This is a genomic window from Pseudomonas sp. NFX183 (assembly GCF_047943075.1).
Lineage (GTDB): Bacteria > Pseudomonadota > Gammaproteobacteria > Pseudomonadales > Pseudomonadaceae > Aquipseudomonas.
On record NZ_CP181333.1, the window covers coordinates 2,516,432 to 2,539,488 of the forward strand.

Genomic DNA, 23,057 nt, shown 5'->3' on the forward strand with positions numbered 1-23,057 from the left:
CTATAGTGGCTACAGGGTCTTTACTTGGCAACAGGCACCTTTACGGACGCGACAGAATGAGCGACTCCATCCACACCCCAAAAAAGCATGATCACAAGCACGATCATGACCATGACCATAGCCACGACCACGGCGCCAAACTGACGCCGGTCAAAAAGCACGACCACGCCAGCCACGGCGACACTTGCTGCTCCAGCAAGGCAGCGCCCGCCGTGGTCACATTGAGCGAAGCGCCGACCGCCGGCTCGCGCCTGAGCACCTTTCGCATCGAAGCCATGGACTGCCCCACCGAGCAGACGCTGATCCAGAACAAACTGGGCAAGCTCGCTGGCGTGCAGCAGCTGGAATTCAACCTGATCAACCGTATCCTCGGCGTCACCCATGACCTGCCGAGCACTGCGCCGATCATCGACGCGATCAAATCCATCGGCATGCAGGCCGACCCGATCGAAGAAGGCGCCCCTGCCGCTGCACCGCCGGCCAAGAAACACTGGTGGCCGCTGGCGCTGTCCGGCGTTGGTGCGCTGGGCGCTGAAGTGCTGCATTTCACCGGCGTAGCCCCGACGTGGGTGATTGCACTGGTGGCACTGGTGTCGATCCTCAGCGGCGGCCTCACCACCTACAAAAAAGGCTGGATCGCGCTCAAGAACCTCAATCTGAACATCAACGCGCTGATGAGCATCGCAGTCACCGGCGCGATCCTGATCGGCCAATGGCCGGAAGCAGCGATGGTGATGTTCCTGTTCACCGTCGCCGAGTTGATCGAAGCCAAGTCCCTGGACCGCGCACGCAATGCCATCAGTGGCTTGATGCAGATGACCCCGGAACAAGCCACGGTGCAGCAAGCCGACGGTGGGTGGATCGAACAAGAAGTCAAAAGCATCGAACTTGGCGCCATCGTGCGGGTTAAGCCCGGCGAGCGCATCGGCCTGGACGGTGAAGTCACCGCTGGCCAATCCACCATCGACCAAGCGCCGATCACCGGCGAAAGCCTGCCGATTGAAAAGGGCGTGGGCGATAAAGTCTTCGCCGGCACCATCAACCAGGCCGGTTCGCTGGAATACAAGGTCACCGCAGCGGCGAACAACTCAACGCTGGCGCGCATTATTCACGCCGTGGAACAGGCCCAAGGCGCTCGGGCGCCCACCCAGCGCTTTGTCGACACCTTCGCCAAGGTTTACACCCCGGCGGTGTTCTTGTTTGCCCTGGGTGTGGCGATTATCCCGCCACTGTTCATGGCGGGCGTCTGGTTCGACTGGATCTACCGCGCCCTGGTGCTGTTGGTAGTCGCGTGCCCCTGTGCATTGGTGATCTCCACCCCGGTGACCATCGTCAGCGGCCTGGCCGCGGCAGCGCGTAAAGGCATCCTGATCAAAGGCGGCGTGTACCTGGAGGGCGGTTACAAGCTCGACTACCTGGCCCTCGACAAAACCGGCACGATCACCCACGGCAAGCCGGTGCAAACCGATTACCTGGCGCTGTTTCCCAATCTCGAAGACAGTGCGCCGGCCCTGGCTGCCAGCCTGGCCGGTCGCTCCGACCACCCGGTGTCGCTGGCCATCGCCAATGCGGCTGTGGATAAAAACCTGCAGAGCCACGTTGTGGATAACTTCGAGGCCCTGGCCGGGCGTGGTGTGCGCGGCGATATCAACGGTGAAACCTATCACTTGGGTAACCACCGCCTGGTGGAAGACCTTGGCCTGTGTTCACCCGAGCTTGAAGAAAAGCTCTTCGCGCTGGAGAAACAAGGCAAGTCCGTGGTGTTGCTGCTCGACAAGTCCGGCCCGCTGGCATTGTTCGCCGTGGCCGACACGGTCAAGGACAGCAGCCGCGAAGCCATCCAGCAACTGCACGACCTGGGCATCAAGACCCTGATGCTTACGGGCGACAACACCCACACCGCCCAGGCGATTGCGGCCCAGGTCGGCATCGACCAGGCCCAGGGCGACCTGTTGCCCACCGACAAACTGCAAGCCATCGAAACCCTCTACGGCCAAGGCCACCGCGTGGGCATGGTCGGCGACGGCATCAACGATGCCCCGGCGCTGGCCCGCGCCGAGATCGGTTTTGCCATGGCCGCCGCCGGTACCGACACCGCCATCGAGACCGCCGACGTGGCCTTGATGGACGATGATTTGCGCAAGATCCCGGCTTTCATTCGGCTCTCCCGGCAAACGTCGAGTATCCTCAAGCAGAACATCGCTTTGGCGCTGGTGATCAAGGCGATCTTCCTCGCAGTCACCTTCCTCGGCATGGCGACCATGTGGATGGCGGTGTTCGCCGACATGGGCGTCAGCCTGCTGGTGGTGTTCAATGGCCTGCGCCTGTTGCGCAAATAATTGATGTGAGGGTGGTGTGCTGAGTGCCGAGTTAAAGGCGTTTTTTATGGTCGCCCGCCTGGGCAGCATTACCCAGGCGGCGAAAAAACTCGGGCTGAGCCAGCCCACGGTGACTACCCAGATTCGCAACCTGGAAAGCCAATACGGTGTTGAGCTGTTCTACCGTGGCGGGCGCCGCCTTACCGTCAGCGACGACGGCGCGCGCCTGCTGCCGATGGTCAAGGCGCTGTTGCAGCAGGAAGCCGACATCGAGTTCTTCCTGCGCAACAACGGACAGGTCCAGGGCACGTTACGGATTGCCGCAACGGCGCCGTACTATATCCTCGACCTGGTCAAAGCCTTTCGCGAACGCCTGCCGCAAGTGGAGGTGTCGGTGGAAATCGGCAACTCCCAGCAGGTGCTTGAAGCGCTGGACGATTACCGCGTCGATGTCGCCGCGTCCTCCCAACTGCTGGAAGACCCCCGCCTGATTCGCCGCGTGCTGGGCACCGATCCTTTGGTGTTGGCGGTGCACCGCAATCATCCCCTGGCCACGCTCGATCACGTGCCGCTCAATGCGTTGGCCGGGCATACCTTGCTGATGCGTGAGGCGGGCTCTACCACGCGGCGGCTGAGCGAAGAAATGCTGCAGGGCGCCGGGGTGAGTTACGGGCCGTTGCTGGAGATTGGCAGCCGTGAGTCGATCCGCGAGGCGGTGCTGCGCAACATCGGCATCAGCATCATCGCTCGTCAGGAAGTGCCTCATGACCCGCAGTTGCGCGTGCTGACCATCGAGAACGCGCCGCAGATTGCGGAGTATTTGTACTGCCTCAAGGAACGCAAGTCGGCGCGCCTGCCGGCGGCGTTTCTTGGGTTGGCGCAGGAAATGTCGCCCCTCTGAACCTTGCTGGTGGCCTTTGAATCGCCATCGCAGGCAAGCCAGCTCCCACCTTTGAATGCGTTCACACATCAAAATGTGGGAACGGGCTTGCCCGCGATGGCGTCAGCCCTGACGACACAGCCTCCAAATCCTACCCAAATCCACCAATACCACTATCACCGCATTTTGCCTTCCTGCCACATCAGGTACGCATTGCCCACCTAGCATGGCCTTCATCCGTTTGATGAGGTGCCTCCATGAACACAGCCCTGACCCACCCCGGCGCGCCGATGACGGTGCGCGGTATCCACAAACGCTTCGGTGCCTTTACTGCGCTGGACAATGTGTCCCTGGACGTCGCCGCTGGCGAGCTGGTGTGCCTGCTGGGCCCGTCCGGTTGCGGCAAGACCACCTTGCTGCGCTGCATCGCCGGCCTTGAACGCCAGGACAGCGGTGAGCTGCGCCTGGGCAACCGCGACGTTTCCCTACTGCCGCCGCAGGCGCGGGACTACGGCATTCTGTTTCAGTCCTACGCACTGTTTCCCAACCTCACCGTCGAGGCGAATATCGGCTACGGCCTCACCGGCAGCGGCCGCGATGAGGTGCGCAAGCGCGTCGGCCAGATGCTCGAACTGGTCGGCCTGCTGGGCAGCGAAAAGAAATACCCCGGCCAGCTTTCCGGCGGCCAGCAACAACGCGTCGCCCTGGCCCGTGCCCTGGCACCGGCGCCCTCGCTGTTGCTGCTCGACGAGCCCATGTCGGCCCTCGACGCCCGCGTGCGCGAGCATTTATGCACCGAGCTGCGTCAGCTGCAGCGGCGCCTGGGTATCACCACACTGATGGTCACCCACAATCAGGACGAGGCCATGCTGATGGCCGACCGCATTGCCGTGATGAACAACGGCAAGGTCGAGCAATACGCCACGCCCCAGGAAATCTACGACCGCCCGGCCACGCCGTTTGTGGCGGAGTTTGTCGGCCAGGGTAACTGGCTGCCGTTCAGCCGCAACAGTGCGAGCCATGCCCAGGTCGGCGGGCTGAACATGCGCCTGGCCGACGATGCAGGCGTGGCGAAATCCGGGCGCTTGTTCTGCCGCCCGGAAGCCATCAGCGTCAACCCGCCGGTGCATGAAGAAAACCTGTTCCCGGCCAAGGTTCGCGAAATCACGTTTCTTGGTAACCGCTGCCGCATGCGTTTTGAACTGGAACAAGTGCCCGGCCACGCGCTGCTGGCTGAGTTGGCCCCGGAAGCCATGCCGCGCCTGGGTGCCCAGGACATCTGGGTCGCCTTGCCGCCGCGCAGCCTGCAGGTGTTTGCCTGAGATGGCGGCTGTGATGACCCTGCCGCGCCCGGTATCGCGCGCCGAAAACGGCGACCGTATTTTTGTGCTCGGCGGCAAACTGCTGTGGCTGGTGCTGCTGGGTGTCGCCGTATTGCTGCCATTGCTGGCAATCTTCTGGCGCGGTTTCAGCAGCGAAGTCGGGCAGGGCGGCGGTCTTGCTGCGGCGCGGGAAATGCTCACCAGCGCTAACTTCCACTGGCTGCTGGGCAATAGCCTGAAAGTCTCTCTCAGCGTGGCGGCCATCGTCGTACCGCTGGCCTATCTGTTTGCCTACGCCCTTCAACGCACGCTGATTCCCGGCAAAGCGATGTGGCGAGGTCTGTCACTGCTGCCGTTGATGGCGCCGTCGATGCTGCCGGGGATTGCGCTGGTGTATCTGTTCGGCAACCAAGGCCTGTTGCGCGGTGTGCTCTCGGACAATATCTACGGCTTCTGGGGCATTGTTCTCGGCGAGGTGATCTACACCTTCCCACACGCTTTGATGATCCTGCTGTCGGCTCTGTCGCTGGCGGATGCGCGGCTTTTCGATGCGGCATCAAGCATGGGCGCCAGCCCCGCGCGGGCGTTTCGCAGCATCACCTGGCCGGCCACGCGCCAAGCCGTGTTCGCCGCGTTTTGCCTGGTGTTCACCCTGACCATCACCGACTTCGGTGTGCCCGTTGTGGTCGGCGGCGATTATCAGGTGCTGGCGCTGGAAGCCTACAAGGCGGTGGTCGGCCAGCAACAGTTCGGTCGCGGCGCGTTGATCGGCATGGTGTTGCTGCTGCCGGCGCTGTTCAGCTTTGGCGTCGATGCCTGGCTGCGCCGTCGGCAGGGCGATGCCATGAGCGGCCGCGCTCAGGTGTTCCAGCCGGCACCGTCGCGGCTGCGCGATGGTTGCTACCTGGCCATTGTGTTGCTGATCTGCGCGGTGTTGCTGCTGGTATTCGGCATGGCGGTGTATTCCTCGCTGGTGAAATTCTGGCCGTACAACCTGTCGTTGTCGCTCAACCACTACCAATTCGAAGACACGGCCGGCGGCGGTTGGCTGGCTTACCGCAACAGCCTGACCATGGCGCTGTGCACGGCGCTGATCGGCAGCGTGTTGATCTTCACCGGCGCCTACCTGATGGAAAAGACCAAAAGCCAGAAGGGCCTGAACCTGGCCCTGCGCATGCTCAGCTTTGTGCCGATGGCCGTGCCGGGCCTGGTGTTGGGCCTGGGCTACGTGTTCTTTTTCAATTTGGGCGGCAACCCGCTGCATGTGTTCTACGGGACGATGACCCTGCTGGTGGTGTGCACCATTGCGCACTATTTGACCACCGCGCAGATGACCGCGACCACGGCGCTGCGCCAGCTCGACAGCGAATTCGAAGCCGCCGCGCTGTCCCTCAAGGCGCCGCTGTACCGCCACTACCTGCGTGTCACCGTGCCGATCTGCCTGCCGGCGCTGCTGGACATCGTGCGCTACCTGTTTGTGTCGGCGATGACCACCGTGTCGGCCGCAATTTTCCTCTACAGCCCCGACACCATCCTCGCCGCCGTCGCCGTATTGAACATGGACGACGCCGGCAACGTGGGCGGTGCGGCGGCCATGTCGACCTTGATTCTGTTCACCTCGGCCGGCGTCTCGCTGCTGCTGGCGTGGGCCTCACGTGGCGCACTGCGTCGCTCTCAAGCCTGGCGCCAGACCGCGCCCGGCCAATAACCATCCTTGAAGGAGGTGCTCCATGTTCAAGCCCCTGGCGCTGGTCGCTGCCGTACTCACCGCATTCAGCCTGAATGCCTTCGCCAAGACCGAGCTGACCGTGTACACGGCCCTCGAAGCCGAGCAGTTGAAGACCTACAAGCAGGCCTTCGAAAAGGCCAATCCCGACGTCGAGATCAAATGGGTGCGCGACTCCACCGGCATCATCACCGCCAAGCTTCTGGCCGAGAAAGACCGCCCGCAAGCCGACGTAGTCTGGGGGCTGGCGGCCTCTAGCCTGGCGATTCTCGATCAGCAAGGCATGCTGGATAACTATGCGCCGAAAGGCCTGGACAAAATCGGCAAAAACTACCGCGACGCTGCCAACCCGCCGGCGTGGGTGGGTATGGACGTGTGGGCCGCAACCATCTGCTTTAACACCATCGAAGCCCAGAAACAGGGCCTGACCAAGCCGGTGAGCTGGCAAGACCTGACCAAGCCTGAGTACAAGGGCAAGATCGTGATGCCCAACCCGGCCTCCTCCGGCACCGGCTTTTTGGATGTCAGTGCCTGGCTGCAAACCTTCGGCGAGAAGCAAGGCTGGCAGTACATGGACGACCTGCACCAGAACATCGGCCAGTACGTTCACTCCGGTTCCAAGCCGTGCAAGCTGGCGGCCTCGGGTGAATTCCCGATTGGTATTTCCTTCGAGTACCCCGCCGTTCAACTGAAACGCCAGGGCGCGCCGCTGGACATCATCCTGCCCAAAGAAGGCCTGGGCTGGGACATTGAAGCGACTGCCGTGATCAAAGGCACCGCCCACGCCGATGCAGCTAAAAAGCTCGCTGACTTCTCCGCCAGTGCAGCGGCGATGGACCTGTACAAAGATAACTTTGCTGTACTTGCTCAGCCCGGTATCGCCAAGCCGCAGACCGAATTGCCGGCCGATTATGAGCAGCGCCTGATCAAGAACGACTTTGCGTGGGCCTCGAAAAACCGCGACAGCATCCTGACTGAATGGCGCAAGCGCTATGACGGCAAGTCCGAGAAGGTGGCCGGTCAGTAAGGTTTTCGTTAGGGCTTATGGCCTCATCGCAGGCAAGCCAGCTCCCACATTTGACGGTGTTCACAAATCAAAATGTGGGAGCTGGCTTGCCTGCGATAGCGGCTTCGAATTCAGGACACTCTTTAATGACACAACACAGCGACTTATTGATCATCGGCGCCGGCATCCTTGGCCTGTCCCACGCCTACGCCGCCGCCAAACGCGGCCTCAAGGTCAAGGTATTCGAGCGCAGCGCCACGCCGCTCGGCGCCTCTGTGCGCAACTTTGGCCAGGCGCTGGTCACCGGCCAACCGCCGGGGCCGATGCTCGACCTGGCCCTGCAAAGCCGTGATATCTGGGGGCATTGGGCGCAGGTCGCCGGCCTGCAGCTCAAGCGCAAGGGCTCATACCTGTTTGCGCGTACAGAGGCGGAAGAACAGCTGTTGGAAGCTTTTTGCGCCGGTCGTGCACAGGCTTACGGCTACAACGTCGAACTGCTGCAAGGCGCCGCGATGAAAGATCTATATGGCGGCCAGTTCCGCCATCACCGCGCCGCGCTGCATGGCAAGGACGATCAGCAGTTGTATTCGCGCGAAGCGATTCCGGCGCTGATCAACTACCTTCGCAGCGAATTGAAGGTGGAGTTTCATTTCTCCACGCTGGTGCGCGACGTTGAGCCCGGCCACGTGCACACCACGGCGGGGAGCTTTCGTGGCGAGCAGGTCATTGTGTGCTCCGGCCACGACTACCAAACCCTGCTGGCGGAATCGATCGCCGAACTCAACCCGAGTGTCTGTCGCCTGCAAATGCTGCGCGCCTGCCCAGCCGTCAACCTGAACCTGCAACACGCGTTGCTCACAGGCCTCAGTTGTGTGCATTACGGCGCCTTCGCCGATTTGCCGGAAGCGGCGCCCGTGCAGGCGCAAATCCTGCGCGATGCACCGCATTTGCATGCACACGGCATTCACTTGCTGATCAGCCCGACGCCTTATGGCGACCTGATCATCGGTGATTCCCATGACTACGGCCGCGATGCCTCGCCGTTCAATACCGAGCAGGTCGATGACTGGATGATCGAACTGGCGCAGCAGACCCTGGGTTGCAAGGTTCAGGTGGTGGAGCGCTGGCAGGGCGTGTATGGCGCGCGTGGGCCGGGGCCGTTTTCGTTCCTGCGCGTAGCACCGGGCGTGAGCGCGGCGTTGATGCACACCGGCGTGGGGATGAGCGTCGGGCCGGCGATGGCCGAACGAAACATCAGCACGGTGTGGGGTGAGGCGTGATTAACCCGGAACAGGCGATTGCCGAACTCTTCGGCTTGTACGAGCAGCATGGCACGGCCGACTACATCGGCGAGCCGGTGTCGCAGATCGAACACATGTCCCAGGCCGCACAGCTGGCCATGGCTGAGGGCTTTGACGATGAAGTGGTGCTGGCGGCGTTTTTCCACGACATCGGGCACCTCTGTGGCCAGGGCGGCGAGAACATGGGCGGTTACGGCGTGGCCAGCCACGAGCGGCTAGGCGCGGATTATTTGCGCCGCGCAGGGTTCAGCGAACGCATGGCCAGGCTGGTGGAGTATCACGTGCAGGCCAAGCGTTACCTGACCTTCAGCCAGCCGGCCTATTACGCCCGGTTGAGCGAAGCCAGCCGCCGCACCCTGGGTTACCAGGGCGGCATGATGAGCGCCGAAGAAGCCCAGGCGTTCGAGCAGGACCCGCTTTGTTCGGTGAGCCTGCGCATACGCCACTGGGATGAGCAGGCCAAAAACATGCACGTGCCGGTGCTGGACCTTGAAGTGTTGAAGGCCAAAGCCCGGCGACTGCTTGCGGCTTAGCGTTCATCCAGGCGCAGGGCCAGCGCCTCGACCTGTTCCTGGCGCTCGGCCTGGCTGAGTTTGGCGTGAGGGTTGAGGGACGACCATTGCGGGTGCGCGCGGGCTTTATGCAGCGCGTCCGGCAGCTTGCCCTCGCGCCAGGTTTTGTCCTGAGGCGTGTCGACCTTGATGCTGTGCATCGCTGCATGGCCACGCAGGTTCAGGGCCTTGAGCAACTGGCGCTGGCGCAAGGCGAGCAGGCGCAGCACGCTGTCGTCGACGGTCAGCTCACGATGGCCCTTGATCTTGCCCAGCAGACGGCTGCCGTAGCTGCGCGCGGTTTGCAGCGCACCGCCGGCAATCGCACCGGCAATCGCGGCGACGCCCAGGGTCAGGCCGCCAACCAGCAAATCCACGCCGGCCCCGGCGGCGGCGCCTGCGGCGATCCCGCCGCCGACGCGCACGCCAAGTTGTTTGAGGGTTTCGGGGTTGAACAGGTCATCGCCCCAACGGCCGTCGAGCAGCGGCAAGTCGCTGGCGGTGGCGTCCTGCGGGCGAAAGCCGAAGAGTTTGAGCAGGGCTTCCACGCATTTTTGTTCGCGCTGGCGCACGGCCTTGCGTAAATCGCCGATGGCTTGCTGTTCATCCTCGGTGACCACGCTGCGCCGGCACGCGGCGCAGTCGATCAACAATTCGGCGATCAACCGCGCGGCGCTCTGCTGGCGGGCCTGGCGCTGGGCTTGCTGATCGAGGATCAACCGTTCCAGCTGCGGCCGCGCATTCTCCAGCAGCAGGGCCAGGCTTTCATACAGGCGGCGCTCCCCGTCTTCCGGCGGCGCGACGCTGTCGAACCGCACCAGCGCATGCAGGCCCAGGCGGGCCAGGGCTTCGCGCCAGTCGGGTTCGCGGTGGTCGCTGCTGCTGACGAAGTTGAGCACCGGCAGCAGCGGCTTGCCGCAACTGGCCAGCACTTGCAGCTCGTCGCGGTACTTGGCCAGCACCGGCTCGCGAGCGTCGATCACATACAGGCCGGCGTCGCAGGCCAGCAGTTGGCGCAAAACCTTGGCCTCCTGTTCGAAACGCTGGCGCGCTTCGCTGCCTTCCAGGAAACGCGCCAGGCGTGCCGGGCCGTCCAAGCGCTCGCCGGGGCGATCCAGGCGCTCCAGGTAATCGAGCAATGCGATCGCGTCTTCCAGGCCGGGCGTGTCGTACAGCTCCAGCAAGGCTTCGCCATCGACCGACAACCGCGCGCCTTCCACATGCCGCGTGGTGCTGGGGCGATGGGAGACTTCGCCGAAGCCGACGTCACGGGTCAGCGTGCGCAAAAGCGACGTCTTGCCGACATTGGTGTGGCCGACCACGGCCAGTTTCAGCGGTTTAGTCATGACCGGTCTCCAGCCATGTGAGCGGCGCGCAGTCGGCGAAGGGCAGTTCGAGTTGGTGCAACGCGGCGTGCCAATCGCCAAGGCGTTCGGCGTCCAGCGCCTGGCCGGGCGGTGCCTGCAGCAGCCACACGCGGGTGGCCGTGGCGCTGCGTGCCAGTTCGGCGATCAGCGCCAGGCTGCCACGGTCAGGCGAGCGACGAGGGTCGCAGGCGATGGCCAGGCGTGCGGGTGGGAAGCGCGTGAGCTGTTCCAGCAGTTTGTTGCGCGATTCGCGGCTGTCCAGAATGCCGGCGTTTTTGATGCTCGCCGGTAATTTGGGCGGCCACGGGTGTTGATCGTCGAGTTCGATGGCCACCAGCAGGGCGCCGTCGCTCTGCAGTTCGCTGACGCCACCGCTGACCTGGTGCAGCTGTTCGGGCGCTGCATCGTTGACACCGAGCCGTTCGCTGCTTGGCATCAGGCGTTCGCGCAACGGGCTGTAGCCGGGCAGGTTGAGGTCCAGGCGCAGGGCGGCGCGCCCGCGTTTCCAGCGCCACAGGCACAGCAGCGCGAGGATCAACCGCGGCAGCAGGCCGTAGACCAGCAGCACGCCCACCAGCCAGGCGGCCCAGGCTTGGCGTGCGCTTTCGATATTCAGGGCGGAGTCGCCGCTGGCGCGGATCATGTCGACGGTCGGCACGTTAAAGCCCAGCAGCGCGGGCAGGCTGCCGAGAGCTTGGGTGACGGCGACAAAGGTGTCGGCGCCCAGGATGGTGGTTTCCCACACAAAACCGTAGCGCCGGGTGGCCAGCAGTGTCAGCAAAATCACCATGGCACTGAGCAATGCCAGCAACCACAGGCTGTTGACCAGCACACCCACTGCCCAGCGATTGAGTTTGTGGCGTTGCAGCAACAGCAGCAGTGCCGGCGCCAGCTGAGCCGCCTTGGCATCACGCGCGAATTTTTCGCTGAGCCACAGCCACAGGCGGCCGAGGCTGGCGCTGTGCTCGCCGGCAAACGCCAGGCCCAAGGCCCAGCTCAGCAGCAGAATCAGATTCAAGCCGAGCAGACTGCCCAGCGCCCAGAACACATTCACCGGAGTCAGGCCGTTACCCAGCGCGGCAAACGCCAGGCCGGCGCCACTGATCACCGCGGCCACGGCCAACAGCACCAACGCCAAACGGGCGCCTTGCAGCCAGCGGGTGAGGGCGGCGGTCAGTCCGTCGCGTTCGGCCAAGTGCAGGGCGCGCGTCTGGATGCGCGTCGGCAAGTCGCCACCGGCCGTGCGGGCCAGGCGGTTGGCTTCCAGGTCTTCGAGTGGGCCGGCGTGTTCTTCACGCAGGCGCACGGTTTCTGTCAGCCAAAGGGTGTGCAGGGGATTCAGAGCAGTCACGCGCCGTCCTGTTGAGCAAGTGAGGTTGGAGCATAACCGCTGACTCGCAGCTCTGGTATTCTCGTCGCCATGAAAAAAACTCTCCCTTTAAGCCTGATCGCAGCCCTCGGTGAAAACCGCGTGATCGGCGTCGACAACAGCATGCCCTGGCATTTGCCGGGGGATTTCAAATATTTCAAGGCCACTACGCTCGGCAAGCCGATCATCATGGGGCGCAAGACCTGGGATTCGCTGGGCCGACCGCTGCCGGGGCGCCTGAATATCGTGGTCAGCCGTCAGACCGATCTTAAGCTTGAAGGTGCGGAAGTTTTTCCGTCGCTGGCTGCGGCGGTGGAACGGGCCGAGGCCTGGGCGCTGGAGCAGGGCGTGGATGAGCTGATGCTGATCGGCGGTGCGCAGTTGTATGCGCAAGGGTTGGAGCAGGCGGATCGCCTGTATCTGACGCGGGTTGCGTTGAGCCCGAACGGGGACGCGTGGTTTCCCGAGTTTGATCTGAACCAGTGGAAGCTGGTGTCGAATGTCGAGAACCCGGCCGAGGGCGATAAGCCCGCGTACACCTTCGAAGTCTGGGAAAAAGCCTAAAAGCATCGGGGGCAAGCCCCCTCCCACAGTTGACCGAGTGAACGCGATCGAGTGTGGGAGGGGGCTTGCCCCCGATAGCGGTCTATCAGGCCTGCGCTAACTCAGCGTGCTCATCGGCATTGAGCAACGCTTTATCCGTCTGCCCCATGATCTGGCTGGTAATCGCGCCCGCCGTCATCGAACCGTTCACGTTCAGCGCCGTACGGCCCATGTCGATCAGCGGCTCCACGGAAATCAGCAGCGCCACCAGTGACACCGGCAAGCCCATCGCCGGCAGTACGATCAGCGCGGCAAAGGTCGCGCCTCCGCCAACACCGGCTACACCTGCCGAACTCAAGGTCACGATTGCGACCAGCGTCGCGATCCACAGCGGGTCGAGCGGGTTGATGCCCACGGTCGGTGCAACCATCACCGCGAGCATGGCCGGGTAGAGACCGGCGCAACCGTTCTGGCCGATGGTCGCGCCAAACGAGGCGGCGAAACCGGCAATCGATTGCGGGATACCCAGGCGGCGGGTCTGCGCTTCAATGCTCAGCGGGATGGCGGCTGCGCTGGAGCGGCTGGTGAAGGCAAAGGTCAGCACTGGCCACACCTTGCGGAAGAAGCGCAGCGGGTTGACCCCGGCCAGCGACAGCAGCAGGCCGTGCACCACAAACATCAGGCCCAGCGCCAGGTACGACACCACCACAAAACTGCCGAGCTTGATGATGTCTTGCAGGTTGGAGCCGGCGACCACTTTGGTCATCAGCGCCAGCACGCCGTAGGGCGTCAGCTTCATCACCAGGCGCACCAGGCGCATCACCCAGGCTTGCAGGGTGTCGATGGCGTTGAGCACTTTCTGGCCTTTTTCCACGTCGTCCTTGAGCAGTTGCAGTGCGGCAACCCCGAGAAACGCAGCAAAAATCACCACGCTGATGATCGACGTCGGCTTGGCCCGGGCCAGGTCGGCAAACGGATTGGCTGGCACGAACGACAGCAGCAGCTGCGGAATATTCAGGTCGGCGACCTTGCCTGCGTAATCACTCTGGATCACTTGCAGGCGCGCCATTTCCTGTGTGCCGGCCACCAGGCCCTCGGCGGTAAGGCCGAACAGGTTGGTCAGGCCGATACCGATCAGCGCCGCAATTGCCGTGGTGAACAGCAGCGTACCGATGGTCAGGAAGCTGATCTTGCCCAGGGACGAGGCGTTATGCAGACGCGCCACGGCGCTGAGGATCGAGGCGAATACCAGCGGGATCACGATCATTTGCAGCAACTGCACGTAACCATTGCCGACCAGATCAAACCAGCTGATCGAGGCTTTGAGCACCGGGTTGCCGTCGCCATAAATCGTGTGCAACGCCGCGCCGAACAGCACGCCGAGCACCAGCGCGAACAGGACCTTCTTGGCGAGGCTCCAGTGTGTGCGGCGGGTTTGTGCCTGGCCCAAAAGCAGGGCCACGAACACCAGTACGTTGAGAATCAGGGGCAGATTCATTGAAGCTCCGTTGAGAAGGCAGCCAATCGCGTGAGCCTGCGATTGCGAACCGGAAAGCCTAACAGCTTGAAATATATTGATTTAATACCGATATGGAATGGTGACTGTCGTTTTTGGAATAAGCCTTTGACGCTCAGGCACACGCCCTTGGCGCAATCACGACGCAAGCGGTCGTGCTCGGGCGATAACTGTCACACAGATTTGTTAGCGTCGATGTCTTTCACTCAGGGAGAAATCGCTTATGAAGTTCGCGCCAACACTACTGGCCGCCGCCTTCTGCTTGGGCCTCGCCAGCCAGGCATTTGCCGCCACCGAGTTGAAGCACTGGCCGGCGCCTGCCGCCGAGCAGTTGAACAAGATGATCGCCGCCAACGCCAACAAGGGTAACTTCGCGGTGTTCGACATGGACAACACCAGTTACCGCTACGACCTCGAAGAGTCCCTGCTGCCGTACCTTGAGAACAAAGGCCTGATCACCCGCGACACCATGGACCCGTCCCTCAAGCTGATTCCGTTCAAAGACACCGCCGACCACAAGGAAAGCCTGTTCAGCTACTACTACCGACTCTGCGAAGTGGACGACATGGTCTGCTACCCGTGGGTTGCGCAGATTTTCTCCGGCTTCACCCTCAAGGAACTCAAGGGCTACGTCGACGAGATGATGGCGTCGGGCAAGCCGGTGCCGGTCACCTATTACGACGGTGACGTGGTCAAGACCATGGACGTGCAGCCGCCGAAAGTCTTCACCGGCCAGGCTGAGCTGTTCAACAAACTGATGGAAAACGGCATCGAGGTGTATGTGATGACCGCCGCGTCCGAGGAGTTGGTGCGCATGGTCGCCGCCGATCCGAAGTACGGCTACAACGTCAAACCCGAGAACGTCATCGGCGTGAGCACCTTGCTCAAGGATCGCAAGACCGGCGAGCTGACCACCGCGCGTAAGCAGATCGCCGCCGGCAAGTATGACGAGAAGGCCAACCTCGGCCTGGAACTGACCCCGTACCTGTGGACCCCGGCGACCTGGATGGCCGGCAAGCACGCAGCGATCCTCACCTACATCGATGAGTGGAAAAAACCGGTGATCGTCGGCGGCGACACCCCCACCAGCGACGGCTACATGTTGTTTCACGATGTGGACGTGGCCAAGGGTGGCGTCCACCTGTGGATCAACCGCAAGGATAAATACATGACTCAACTCAACGGCATGATGGCCAAACACGCGGCGGCCCAGGCCAAGGAAGGGCTGCCGGTGACGGCGGACAAGAACTGGGTGATCGTCAAGCCGGACGAGATTCAGTAAGACCGAGCCGCCTGCTTCGCGAGCAAGCCCGCTCCCACATTTTGACCGCATTCTCATAGTGGAACCCGGTCAACTGTGGGAGCGGGCTTGCCCGCGAAGGCGGCGTGTCAGGTCCTACATGAGTCGTCGGACCCACCGCTATCGCAGGCAAGCCAGCTCCCACATTCGGCCGCATGCTCATGTTGGAACCCGATCAACTGTGGGAGCGGGCTTGCCCGCGAAGGCGGTATGTCAGGCAGTACATGAGTCGGCTGGCCCACCGCTATCGCAGGCAAGCCAGCTCCCACATTCGACCGCATGCTTAAGTTGGAACCCGATCAATTGTGGGAGCGGGCTTGCCCGCGAAGGCGGCGTGTCAGGCCCTACATGAGTCGTCGGGCCCACCGCTATCGCAGGCAAGCCAGCTCCCACATTCGACCGCATTCTTAAGGTGGAACCCGATCCACTGTGGGGTGGGAGCGGGCTTGCCCGCGAAGGCGGTATGTCAGGCAGTGCGTGAGTCGGCTGGCCCACCGCTATCGCAGGCAAGCCCGCTCTCACATTCGACCGCATGCTTGAGTTGGAGCCCGATCACTGTGGGAGCGGGCTTGCTCGCGAAGGCGGTGTGTCAGGCAGTACAAAAGTCGGCTGGCCCACCGCGATCGCAGGCAAGCCAGCTCCCACATTCGACCGCATGCTCATGTTTGAACTCGGCTTACTGCTGAAGGGTTTACCCAGATAAAAAAATGCCCCGCACGTGGCGGGGCATTTTTATGCGCGAGGCTTACAGGCCGTCGAGCATCGCTTTGTTACGCACAGCGCCTTTGTCGGCGCTGGTGGCCAGCAAGGCGTAAGCCTTCAACGCAGTGGTGACCTTGCGCGGACGCTTCTCGACCGGTTTCCAGCCTTTCTTGTCCTGCTCAACCCGGCGGGCGGCCAGTTCTTCGTCGCTGATCAACAGGTTGATCGAGCGGTTCGGAATGTCGATCAGCACTTTGTCGCCGTCCTGCACCAGGCCAATCGCGCCGCCGGCAGCCGCTTCTGGCGAAGCGTGGCCGATGGACAGGCCCGAGGTGCCGCCGGAGAAACGGCCGTCGGTGAGCAGGGCGCAGGCTTTGCCCAGGCCTTTGGATTTCAGGTACGACGTCGGGTAGAGCATCTCTTGCATGCCCGGGCCGCCTTTCGGGCCTTCGTAGCGGATGATCACGATGTCGCCGGCCTTTACTTCGTCGGCGAGGATGCCGCGCACGGCGCTGTCCTGGCTTTCGAAGATCTTGGCGTTGCCTTCGAACACGTGGATCGACTCATCCACACCGGCGGTTTTCACCACGCAGCCATCCAGCGCGATGTTGCCGTACAGCACGGCCAGGCCGCCTTCTTGCGAGTAGGCGTGCTCGACACTGCGGATGCAGCCGTTTTCACGGTCGTCATCGAGGGTGTCCCAGCGGGTGGACTGGCTGAACGCCGTTTGCGTCGGGATGCCGGCCGGGCCTGCCTTGAAGAAGTGATGCACGGCTTCGTCGGTGGTCTGGGTGATGTCCCACTTGGCGATGCCTTCGGCCATGCTCGTGCTGTGCACGGTCGGCAGGTCGGTGTGCAGCAGGCCGCCACGGGCCAGCGAGCCGAGGATCGAGAAGATCCCGCCGGCGCGGTGCACGTCTTCCATGTGGTACTTCTGGATGTTCGGCGCGACCTTGCACAGCTGCGGCACGTGGCGGGACAGACGGTCGATGTCGCGCAGGTCGAAATCGATCTCGGCTTCCTGGGCGGCGGCCAGCAAGTGCAGGATGGTGTTGGTGGAACCGCCCATGGCGATGTCCAGGGTCATGGCGTTTTCGAACGCCTTGAAGTTGGCGATGTTGCGCGGCAGCACCGACTCATCATTGTCGGTGTAGTAACGCTTGCACAGCTCGACGATGGTGCGGCCGGCCTGCAGGAACAGCTGCTCGCGGTCGCTGTGGGTGGCCAGCGTGGAACCGTTGCCCGGCAAGGCCAGGCCCAGGGCTTCGACCAGGCAGTTCATCGAGTTGGCGGTGAACATGCCGGAGCACGAGCCGCAGGTTGGGCAGGCGCTGCGCTCGTATTCCGCGACTTTCTCGTCAGACGCGCTGGAATCGGCGGCGATGACCATGGCGTCCACCAGGTCGAGGCCGTGGGAGGCGAGCTTGGTCTTGCCGGCTTCCATTGGGCCGCCGGAGACGAAGATCACCGGGATGTTCAGGCGCAGGGAGGCCATCAGCATGCCGGGGGTGATTTTGTCGCAGTTGGAGATGCACACGATGGCGTCGGCGCAGTGGGCGTTGACCATGTATTCCACGGAGTCGGCGATGATCTCGCGGCTCGGCAGCGAATACAGCATGCCGTCATGGCCCATGGCGATGCCGTCATCCACGGCGATGGTGTTGAATTCTTTGGCCACGCCGCCGGCGCGTTCGATCTCGCGGGCGACCAGTTGGCCCAGGTCCTTGAGGTGGACGTGGCCGGGTACGAACTGGGTGAACGAGTTGGCAATCGCGATGATCGGCTTTTTGAAGTCGTCATCTTTCATCCCCGTGGCACGCCACAGTGCGCGCGCGCCGGCCATGTTGCGGCCGTGGGTGGATGTTTTCGAGCGGTAATCAGGCATGGAGCACTCCGGGCGGCTAATCAAGTACTAAAGGGAAGTGAGCTTCTATTGACGTCTGGAACACTCAGAAAATGGCCGTGTGTCCAAACGTTGCCACTCGCGTCGCGGGATCGCCGCGTGCTTGGGCCTCGAGCTCATAAACCCGCCGGGGGATGACTGGCGATGAATAGCGTCGATTCTACACCGCTGGCGGCCGGAGGGAATGGCCGCCAGCGTGTAGATAGCGCTTACGAGACGTGTGGGTGTGCAAGTTTCATGGTCAGCGGCCGACCCGCGCGTTCGTCATCACGCCCCAAACGCTGAGCACGATGAAGCTGATGGCGATGGTCATCAGCAGGTTGGCCCCGGCTTGGGCGAGGGCGGCGCTGCTGACGGCAGCGGTGATGAACATGATGCTGTTGCCGGCCGAGGCGGCGGTGCCGGCGCTGCTGGAGAACAGCAACATGGCGGCGGAAATCGCGGCGGGGCGAACCAGAGTTACGGCCAGGGCGCTGATCAGCATCGGGATCAGCAGGGTGATGGTGGTGATGGCTCCAAGACCGACGATCAGCATCAGAAGCACGCCTGCGATAAGCAGCAATCCAAGGCCGATGTTGATTTGCCGGGACAGCGAGATGCGTTTTTGAAGATACGACGCCGCCAAGCCACCCAGCAGATAGGCCACGCCATACACCATGAGTACCAGTGCGTACTGGTATTCGGAGAGTTTCAACGAGTCCATGAAAATCAACGGTGTCACGCTGATCAAGGCGAAGTAGCAGGCGAACACCAACGCGGCGATCCACCAGTAACGCAGGAAGTCGCGATTGGTCGCGACATCTTTCAGCGTGCCGATGATCGACACCGGCGTGCGGTGCGGGCTGGCGGACTTGGAGGGCAGTATGCAGAACGCATGGATCAACATCCCCAACGCCATCAGTGCGAATCCATAGAAACTACCTTGCCAATCGAAGGTGGTTTGCAACCAGGAGCCGATCAGCGGTGACAAGGCGACGAACGAGCCGCTCAGGGTCATGTAGTAGAGGCGCACACGGGCTCGATCCTGTTCTTCGAACAGGTCTTCCACTAACGCGTGGCCCAGTACGAAGAAGCCGCAACCCATGGCCTGGACCGAGCGAAACAGCAGGAAGCTCAGGTAGTCCGTCGATAATGCGCAACCTATCGCACCCAGGATCGACAGCGTGATGCAACCGAGCAGGACTTCCTTGCGGCCCCATTTATCCGACAGCGGGCCGGCAATCAATTGGGACACTGAAAACACCAGCGTGAACAGACTGATCGACAGTGCGATTTCTGCGGTAGGTGTGTCGAACCTGGCAGCCAGTGCGGGAAACGAGGGCAGCAGAATGTTGATAGGGAAAAAGCTGATCAGGGAAATGCAGGTGATGAGGATGAAGCGGGAGAGGTAGGGCCCAGACATTGTTTTTATTTTCCGGAGTAATTCCAGAAACCGATACTAGTCTGCGAAATGTGGAATTCAATCAAAACCGTTGAAGGACGGTTCCCGAATTGTTGTGGTTTGCGGTGATAGGAAAGTTGCCCTGACACACCACAAACCAAAATGTGGGAGCGGGCTTGCTCGCGAATACGTAGTGTCAGTCAACTCATTCATCGACTGACTTGCCGCTTTCGCGGGCAAGCCCGCTCCCACCTTTTGATCTGCGTTTGTTGCTTAGCTATTAGGCAACAACCGGCACGTAATGCTCTTGATGTAGCGCGTTTCGGCAATCGCCGGGTGCACCGGGTGATCCGGCCCCTGGCCGCCGCGTTCGAGCATCTGGATATTGCGGTCCAGGTGACGGGCGCTGGTCAGCAGGATGTTTTGCAGGTCGTCTTCCGGCAAGTGCATCGAGCAGGATGCGCTGACCAGGATGCCGTCCTTGCTGAGCAGGCGCATGGCTTGCTCGTTCAGGCGGCGGTAGGCGCCTTCGCCGTTTTTCATGTCTTTTTTGCGTTTGATGAAAGCCGGTGGGTCGGCGACGATCACGTCGAAGCGTTCTTCGCTGGCTTTCAGCTCTTTGAGGGCTTCGAACACATCGCCTTCGATGCAGGTCATCTTCTCGGCAACGCCGTTCAGCGCAGCGTTGCGCTCCACGCCGTCGAGGGCGAAGGCCGAAGCGTCGACGCAGAACACTTCACTGGCGCCGAAGGCTGCGGCCTGCACGCCCCAGCCACCGATGTAGCTGTAAAGGTCCAGCACGCGTTTGCCTTTGGCATACGGCGCCAGGCGGGCGCGGTTCATGCGGTGGTCGTAGAACCAGCCGGTCTTCTGGCCCTGGATTACCGGGGCTTCGAATTTCACGCCGTTCTCTTCCAGCGCCACCCACTCCGGCACCAGGCCGAACACGGTTTCAACGTAGCGGTTGAGGCCTTCGGCGTCGCGCGCGGCGGAGTCGTTCTTGAACAGGATGCCGCTTGGCTTGAGCACTTGGGTCAGGGCGGCGATCACGTCTTCTTTGTGGGCTTCCATGGTCGCCGAAGCGATCTGGACGACCAGGATGTCGCCGAAACGGTCAACCACCAGGCCCGGCAGCAGGTCGGAGTCGCCGTACACCAGGCGGTAGAACGGCTTGTCGAACAGGCGATCACGCAGCGACAGCGCGACGTTGATGCGGTGCACCAGTAGCGACTTGTCCAAAGGCAACTTGATGTCGCGCGACAGCAGGCGTGCGCAGATCAGGTTGTTCGGGCTCATGGCCACGATGCCCAGGGTCTTGCCGCCGGCCGCTTCCAGGATAGCCTGGTCGCCTGCCTGGAAGCCGTGAAGTGGGGTGGCGGCCACGTCGATTTCGTTGCTGTAGACCCACAGGTGGCCGTTGCGCAAACGACGATCGGCGTTGGCTTTGAGACGCAGGCTTGGCAGGGACATGACGTCGCTCCGGAAAAAAGAGCGGGAGTATACCGTGTTGTGCATGAATTCGCGGCGCCGCCGGACATGTGGGAGCGGGCTTGCTCGCGAAAGCGGTGGATCAGCGACTGTATTCGGTGACTGACACCGAGCGTTCGCGAGCAAGCCCGCTCCCACATTTGATCCGGTTTCAGTTCGGCATTTGGGTGTCGGTCAAGTCTTCATAAGGGTTAGAATCGCCGCCTAGCCCAGAGTGTGTACTTATGTCCCAAGAGCTTTCCGCCGAACAGATCCAACAGGCCCTGCAAGGCATCAGCGTGCCGCCTCAACCGCAAATCATGGTGGATTTGCAGATGGAGCAGTACATGCCCGACCCGGACCTGGAAGTGATCGCGCGGTTGATCTCCCAGGACCCGGGCCTGTCCGGCGCATTGCTGAAGATCGTCAACTCGCCGTATTACGGCCTGAGCAACAAGATTGCCTCGATCCAGCGCGCGGTGAACCTGCTGGGCAGCCGTTCGATCATCAACTTGATCAACGCACAGTCGATCAAAGGCGAGATGAGCGACGACACCATTGTCACCCTCAACCGCTTCTGGGACACCGCCCAGGATGTGGCCATGACCTGCCTGACGCTGGCCAAGCGCACCGGCTCGCAGGCGGTGGACGAGGCTTATGCCCTGGGGCTGTTCCACGATTGCGGCGTGCCGTTGATGCTCAAGCGGTTCCCCGATTACATGACGGTGCTGGAGCAGGCCTACGCCAATGCCGGGCCCGATTGCCGCGTGGTCGACACCGAGAACAACGCGTTCAACACCAACCATGCCGTGGTCGGCTACTACACCGCCAAATCCTGGCGTCTGCCGGAGCATGTGACCGACGCGATCGCCAACCACCACAACGCGTTGGCGATTTTCAGCGATGAGTCGTCGCGCACGCCGCAACTTAAAAACCTGCTGGCCATCCTGAAAATGGCTGAGCACATCTGTTCGTCCTGTCGCGTGCTGGGTAACCAGGCCGTGGACCATGAGTGGAATGCCATCGGCCATCTGGTGCTGGATTACGTGGGCCTTTCGGACTACGACTTCGAAAGCATGAAGTTGTCGATCCGCGAACTGGGCGCGCACTGACCCTTTTTTCACGAGGTACACATGCCCGAGTTACCAGAAGTCGAAACCACCCGGCGCGGGATTGCGCCGCACCTGGAAGGCCAACGCGTCAGCCGTGTGGTGGTGCGTGAGCGGCGCCTGCGCTGGCCGATCCCGGAGGACCTGGATGTGCGCCTGTCCGGGCAGCGCATCGTGCTGGTGGAGCGGCGGGCCAAGTACCTGTTGATCAATGCCGAAGTGGGCACTTTGATCAGCCACTTGGGCATGTCAGGCAACCTGCGGCTGGTGGAAGCCGGTTCGCCCGCGCTCAAGCATGAGCATGTGGACATCGAGCTGGAGTCGGGAATGGCGCTGCGCTACACCGACCCGCGGCGCTTTGGCGCGATGCTCTGGAGCCAGGACCCGCACAACCACGAATTGCTGATTCGCCTGGGGCCGGAGCCGTTGACTGACCTGTTTGACGGCGAGCGGCTGTTCCAGCTGTCCCGCGGCAAGTCCGTGGCGGTGAAGCCGTTCATCATGGACAACGCGGTGGTGGTGGGCGTGGGCAATATCTATGCGACCGAAGCGCTGTTTGCCGCCGGGATTGATCCGCGCCGCGCCGCCGGTGGCATTTCGCGCGGGCGTTACTTGAAGCTGGCAATTGAGATCAAGCGTGTGCTGGCCGCCGCCATCGAGCGTGGCGGCACCACATTGCGGGACTTTATCGGCGGTGACGGGCAACCGGGGTATTTTCAGCAGGAACTGTTCGTCTACGGCCGGGGCGGCGAGGCGTGCAAGGTCTGCGGCAGCGAGTTGCGCAATGTGGTGTTGGGGCAGCGGGCGAGTGTGTTTTGCCCTAAGTGCCAGAGCTGAGTGTTGTGTGAGGGCTGATGCCGCCATCGAGGGCGAGCCTGCGCCCACACTTGACCGTATTCACACGTTTAAATGTGGGAGCTGGCTTGCCTGCGATGAGGTCCGGATGGGCGCCACAGAGTCTCAGGCCTTACCGGTAATCTTCCGGTACTTCTCCATCAACTGCTCTTCAGTCTCAGGGTGTGCTTCATCCAGCGGAATGCAATCCACCGGGCACACTTGCTGGCACTGAGGCTCGTCGTAGTGGCCGACACATTGGGTGCACAGGTTGGGGTCGATCACGTAGATCTCTTCACCCTGGGAAATCGCAGCGTTCGGGCACTCAGGTTCGCAGACGTCGCAGTTGATGCAATCGTCGGTGATGATCAGGGACATGGAAACTCCTGCCAGGGCTGTCAGCCAGGGCATCTGAAAACGAATGCGCGCAATTGTGCCGCATTGGCGCCCGCAGTGCGAGCT

At 62.3% G+C, this 23,057-nt stretch carries 18 protein-coding genes; 11 read left to right on the top strand and 7 right to left on the bottom strand.

Annotated elements, in window-relative coordinates:
• Positions 1–56 precede the first annotated feature (56 nt).
• From ACM530_RS11575 to ACM530_RS11605, 7 genes are all read left to right on the top strand, one after another.
• Complete coding sequence (locus ACM530_RS11575; RefSeq protein ID WP_416364805.1) at positions 57–2,339, top strand: heavy metal translocating P-type ATPase; 2,283 nt, start codon at positions 57–59, stop codon at positions 2,337–2,339.
• Between the two features lie 16 nt (positions 2,340–2,355).
• Positions 2,356–3,219, top strand: a complete 864-nt coding sequence (locus tag ACM530_RS11580; protein WP_369301936.1) for a LysR family transcriptional regulator — start codon at positions 2,356–2,358, stop codon at positions 3,217–3,219.
• A 236-nt stretch (positions 3,220–3,455) separates the two neighbouring features.
• The gene (locus tag ACM530_RS11585; RefSeq protein ID WP_416364806.1) at positions 3,456–4,520 is read left to right on the top strand and encodes a putative 2-aminoethylphosphonate ABC transporter ATP-binding protein; all 1,065 of its coding nucleotides are present in this window, start codon (positions 3,456–3,458) and stop codon (positions 4,518–4,520) included.
• Between the two features lies 1 nt (position 4,521).
• Positions 4,522–6,228: a putative 2-aminoethylphosphonate ABC transporter permease subunit gene (locus ACM530_RS11590; protein WP_369301937.1), complete on the top strand. Its 1,707-nt coding sequence runs from the start codon at positions 4,522–4,524 to the stop codon at positions 6,226–6,228.
• Between the two features lie 22 nt (positions 6,229–6,250).
• Complete coding sequence (locus tag ACM530_RS11595; protein WP_145157799.1) at positions 6,251–7,273, top strand: putative 2-aminoethylphosphonate ABC transporter substrate-binding protein; 1,023 nt, start codon at positions 6,251–6,253, stop codon at positions 7,271–7,273.
• 125 nt (positions 7,274–7,398) lie between these two features.
• Positions 7,399–8,532 (top strand): TIGR03364 family FAD-dependent oxidoreductase, encoded by a 1,134-nt coding sequence (locus ACM530_RS11600; protein ID WP_416364807.1) that lies wholly within the window; start codon positions 7,399–7,401, stop codon positions 8,530–8,532.
• Positions 8,532–9,086 (top strand): phosphonate degradation HD-domain oxygenase, encoded by a 555-nt coding sequence (locus ACM530_RS11605; protein ID WP_416365091.1) that lies wholly within the window; start codon positions 8,532–8,534, stop codon positions 9,084–9,086. The genes ACM530_RS11600 and ACM530_RS11605 overlap by 1 nt, the downstream gene beginning before the upstream one ends.
• Here ACM530_RS11605 and ACM530_RS11610 read toward each other — a convergent pair.
• Positions 9,083–10,450 (bottom strand): GTPase/DUF3482 domain-containing protein, encoded by a 1,368-nt coding sequence (locus ACM530_RS11610; RefSeq protein WP_145157791.1) that lies wholly within the window; start codon positions 10,448–10,450, stop codon positions 9,083–9,085. The two genes, ACM530_RS11605 and ACM530_RS11610, sit on opposite strands and share 4 nt — an antisense overlap.
• On the bottom strand, positions 10,443–11,822 hold the full coding sequence (locus tag ACM530_RS11615; protein WP_416364808.1) for a DUF2868 domain-containing protein: 1,380 nt from the start codon (positions 11,820–11,822) through the stop codon (positions 10,443–10,445). The genes ACM530_RS11610 and ACM530_RS11615 overlap by 8 nt, the downstream gene beginning before the upstream one ends.
• Before the next feature lie 69 nt (positions 11,823–11,891).
• Between ACM530_RS11615 and ACM530_RS11620 the strand changes: the two genes are divergently transcribed.
• Positions 11,892–12,404 (top strand): dihydrofolate reductase, encoded by a 513-nt coding sequence (locus ACM530_RS11620; RefSeq protein WP_416364809.1) that lies wholly within the window; start codon positions 11,892–11,894, stop codon positions 12,402–12,404.
• Between the two features lie 85 nt (positions 12,405–12,489).
• Here ACM530_RS11620 and ACM530_RS11625 read toward each other — a convergent pair whose 3' ends face one another.
• Positions 12,490–13,881, bottom strand: coding sequence for an L-cystine transporter (locus ACM530_RS11625; protein ID WP_416364810.1), 1,392 nt, complete (start codon positions 13,879–13,881; stop codon positions 12,490–12,492).
• A 241-nt stretch (positions 13,882–14,122) separates the two neighbouring features.
• Between ACM530_RS11625 and ACM530_RS11630 the strand changes: the two genes are divergently transcribed.
• Positions 14,123–15,181: a haloacid dehalogenase-like hydrolase gene (locus ACM530_RS11630; protein WP_145157782.1), complete on the top strand. Its 1,059-nt coding sequence runs from the start codon at positions 14,123–14,125 to the stop codon at positions 15,179–15,181.
• Positions 15,182–15,944: 763 nt separating this feature from the next.
• On the opposite strand, the gene ilvD is transcribed toward ACM530_RS11630, so the two are convergent.
• The 3 genes from ilvD to ACM530_RS11645 form a co-directional block, all read right to left on the bottom strand.
• Complete coding sequence (gene ilvD / locus ACM530_RS11635) at positions 15,945–17,786, bottom strand: dihydroxy-acid dehydratase (RefSeq protein ID WP_124418674.1); 1,842 nt, start codon at positions 17,784–17,786, stop codon at positions 15,945–15,947.
• Positions 17,787–18,045: 259 nt separating this feature from the next.
• Positions 18,046–19,206, bottom strand: coding sequence for an MFS transporter (locus ACM530_RS11640; protein ID WP_242199808.1), 1,161 nt, complete (start codon positions 19,204–19,206; stop codon positions 18,046–18,048).
• Between the two features lie 252 nt (positions 19,207–19,458).
• Complete coding sequence (locus ACM530_RS11645) at positions 19,459–20,655, bottom strand: class I SAM-dependent rRNA methyltransferase (protein ID WP_003213799.1); 1,197 nt, start codon at positions 20,653–20,655, stop codon at positions 19,459–19,461.
• Positions 20,656–20,951: 296 nt separating this feature from the next.
• Between ACM530_RS11645 and ACM530_RS11650 the strand changes: the two genes are divergently transcribed.
• Positions 20,952–21,764, top strand: coding sequence for an HDOD domain-containing protein (locus tag ACM530_RS11650; protein WP_178119648.1), 813 nt, complete (start codon positions 20,952–20,954; stop codon positions 21,762–21,764).
• Between the two features lie 21 nt (positions 21,765–21,785).
• Positions 21,786–22,598 carry a bifunctional DNA-formamidopyrimidine glycosylase/DNA-(apurinic or apyrimidinic site) lyase gene (mutM, locus tag ACM530_RS11655; RefSeq protein ID WP_145157771.1) on the top strand — a complete coding sequence of 271 codons (813 nt, stop codon included), beginning with the start codon at positions 21,786–21,788 and terminating at the stop codon, positions 22,596–22,598.
• A 123-nt stretch (positions 22,599–22,721) separates the two neighbouring features.
• Here mutM and ACM530_RS11660 read toward each other — a convergent pair whose 3' ends face one another.
• Positions 22,722–22,973, bottom strand: coding sequence for a YfhL family 4Fe-4S dicluster ferredoxin (locus ACM530_RS11660; RefSeq protein WP_003195146.1), 252 nt, complete (start codon positions 22,971–22,973; stop codon positions 22,722–22,724).
• Positions 22,974–23,057: the final 84 nt, after the last annotated feature.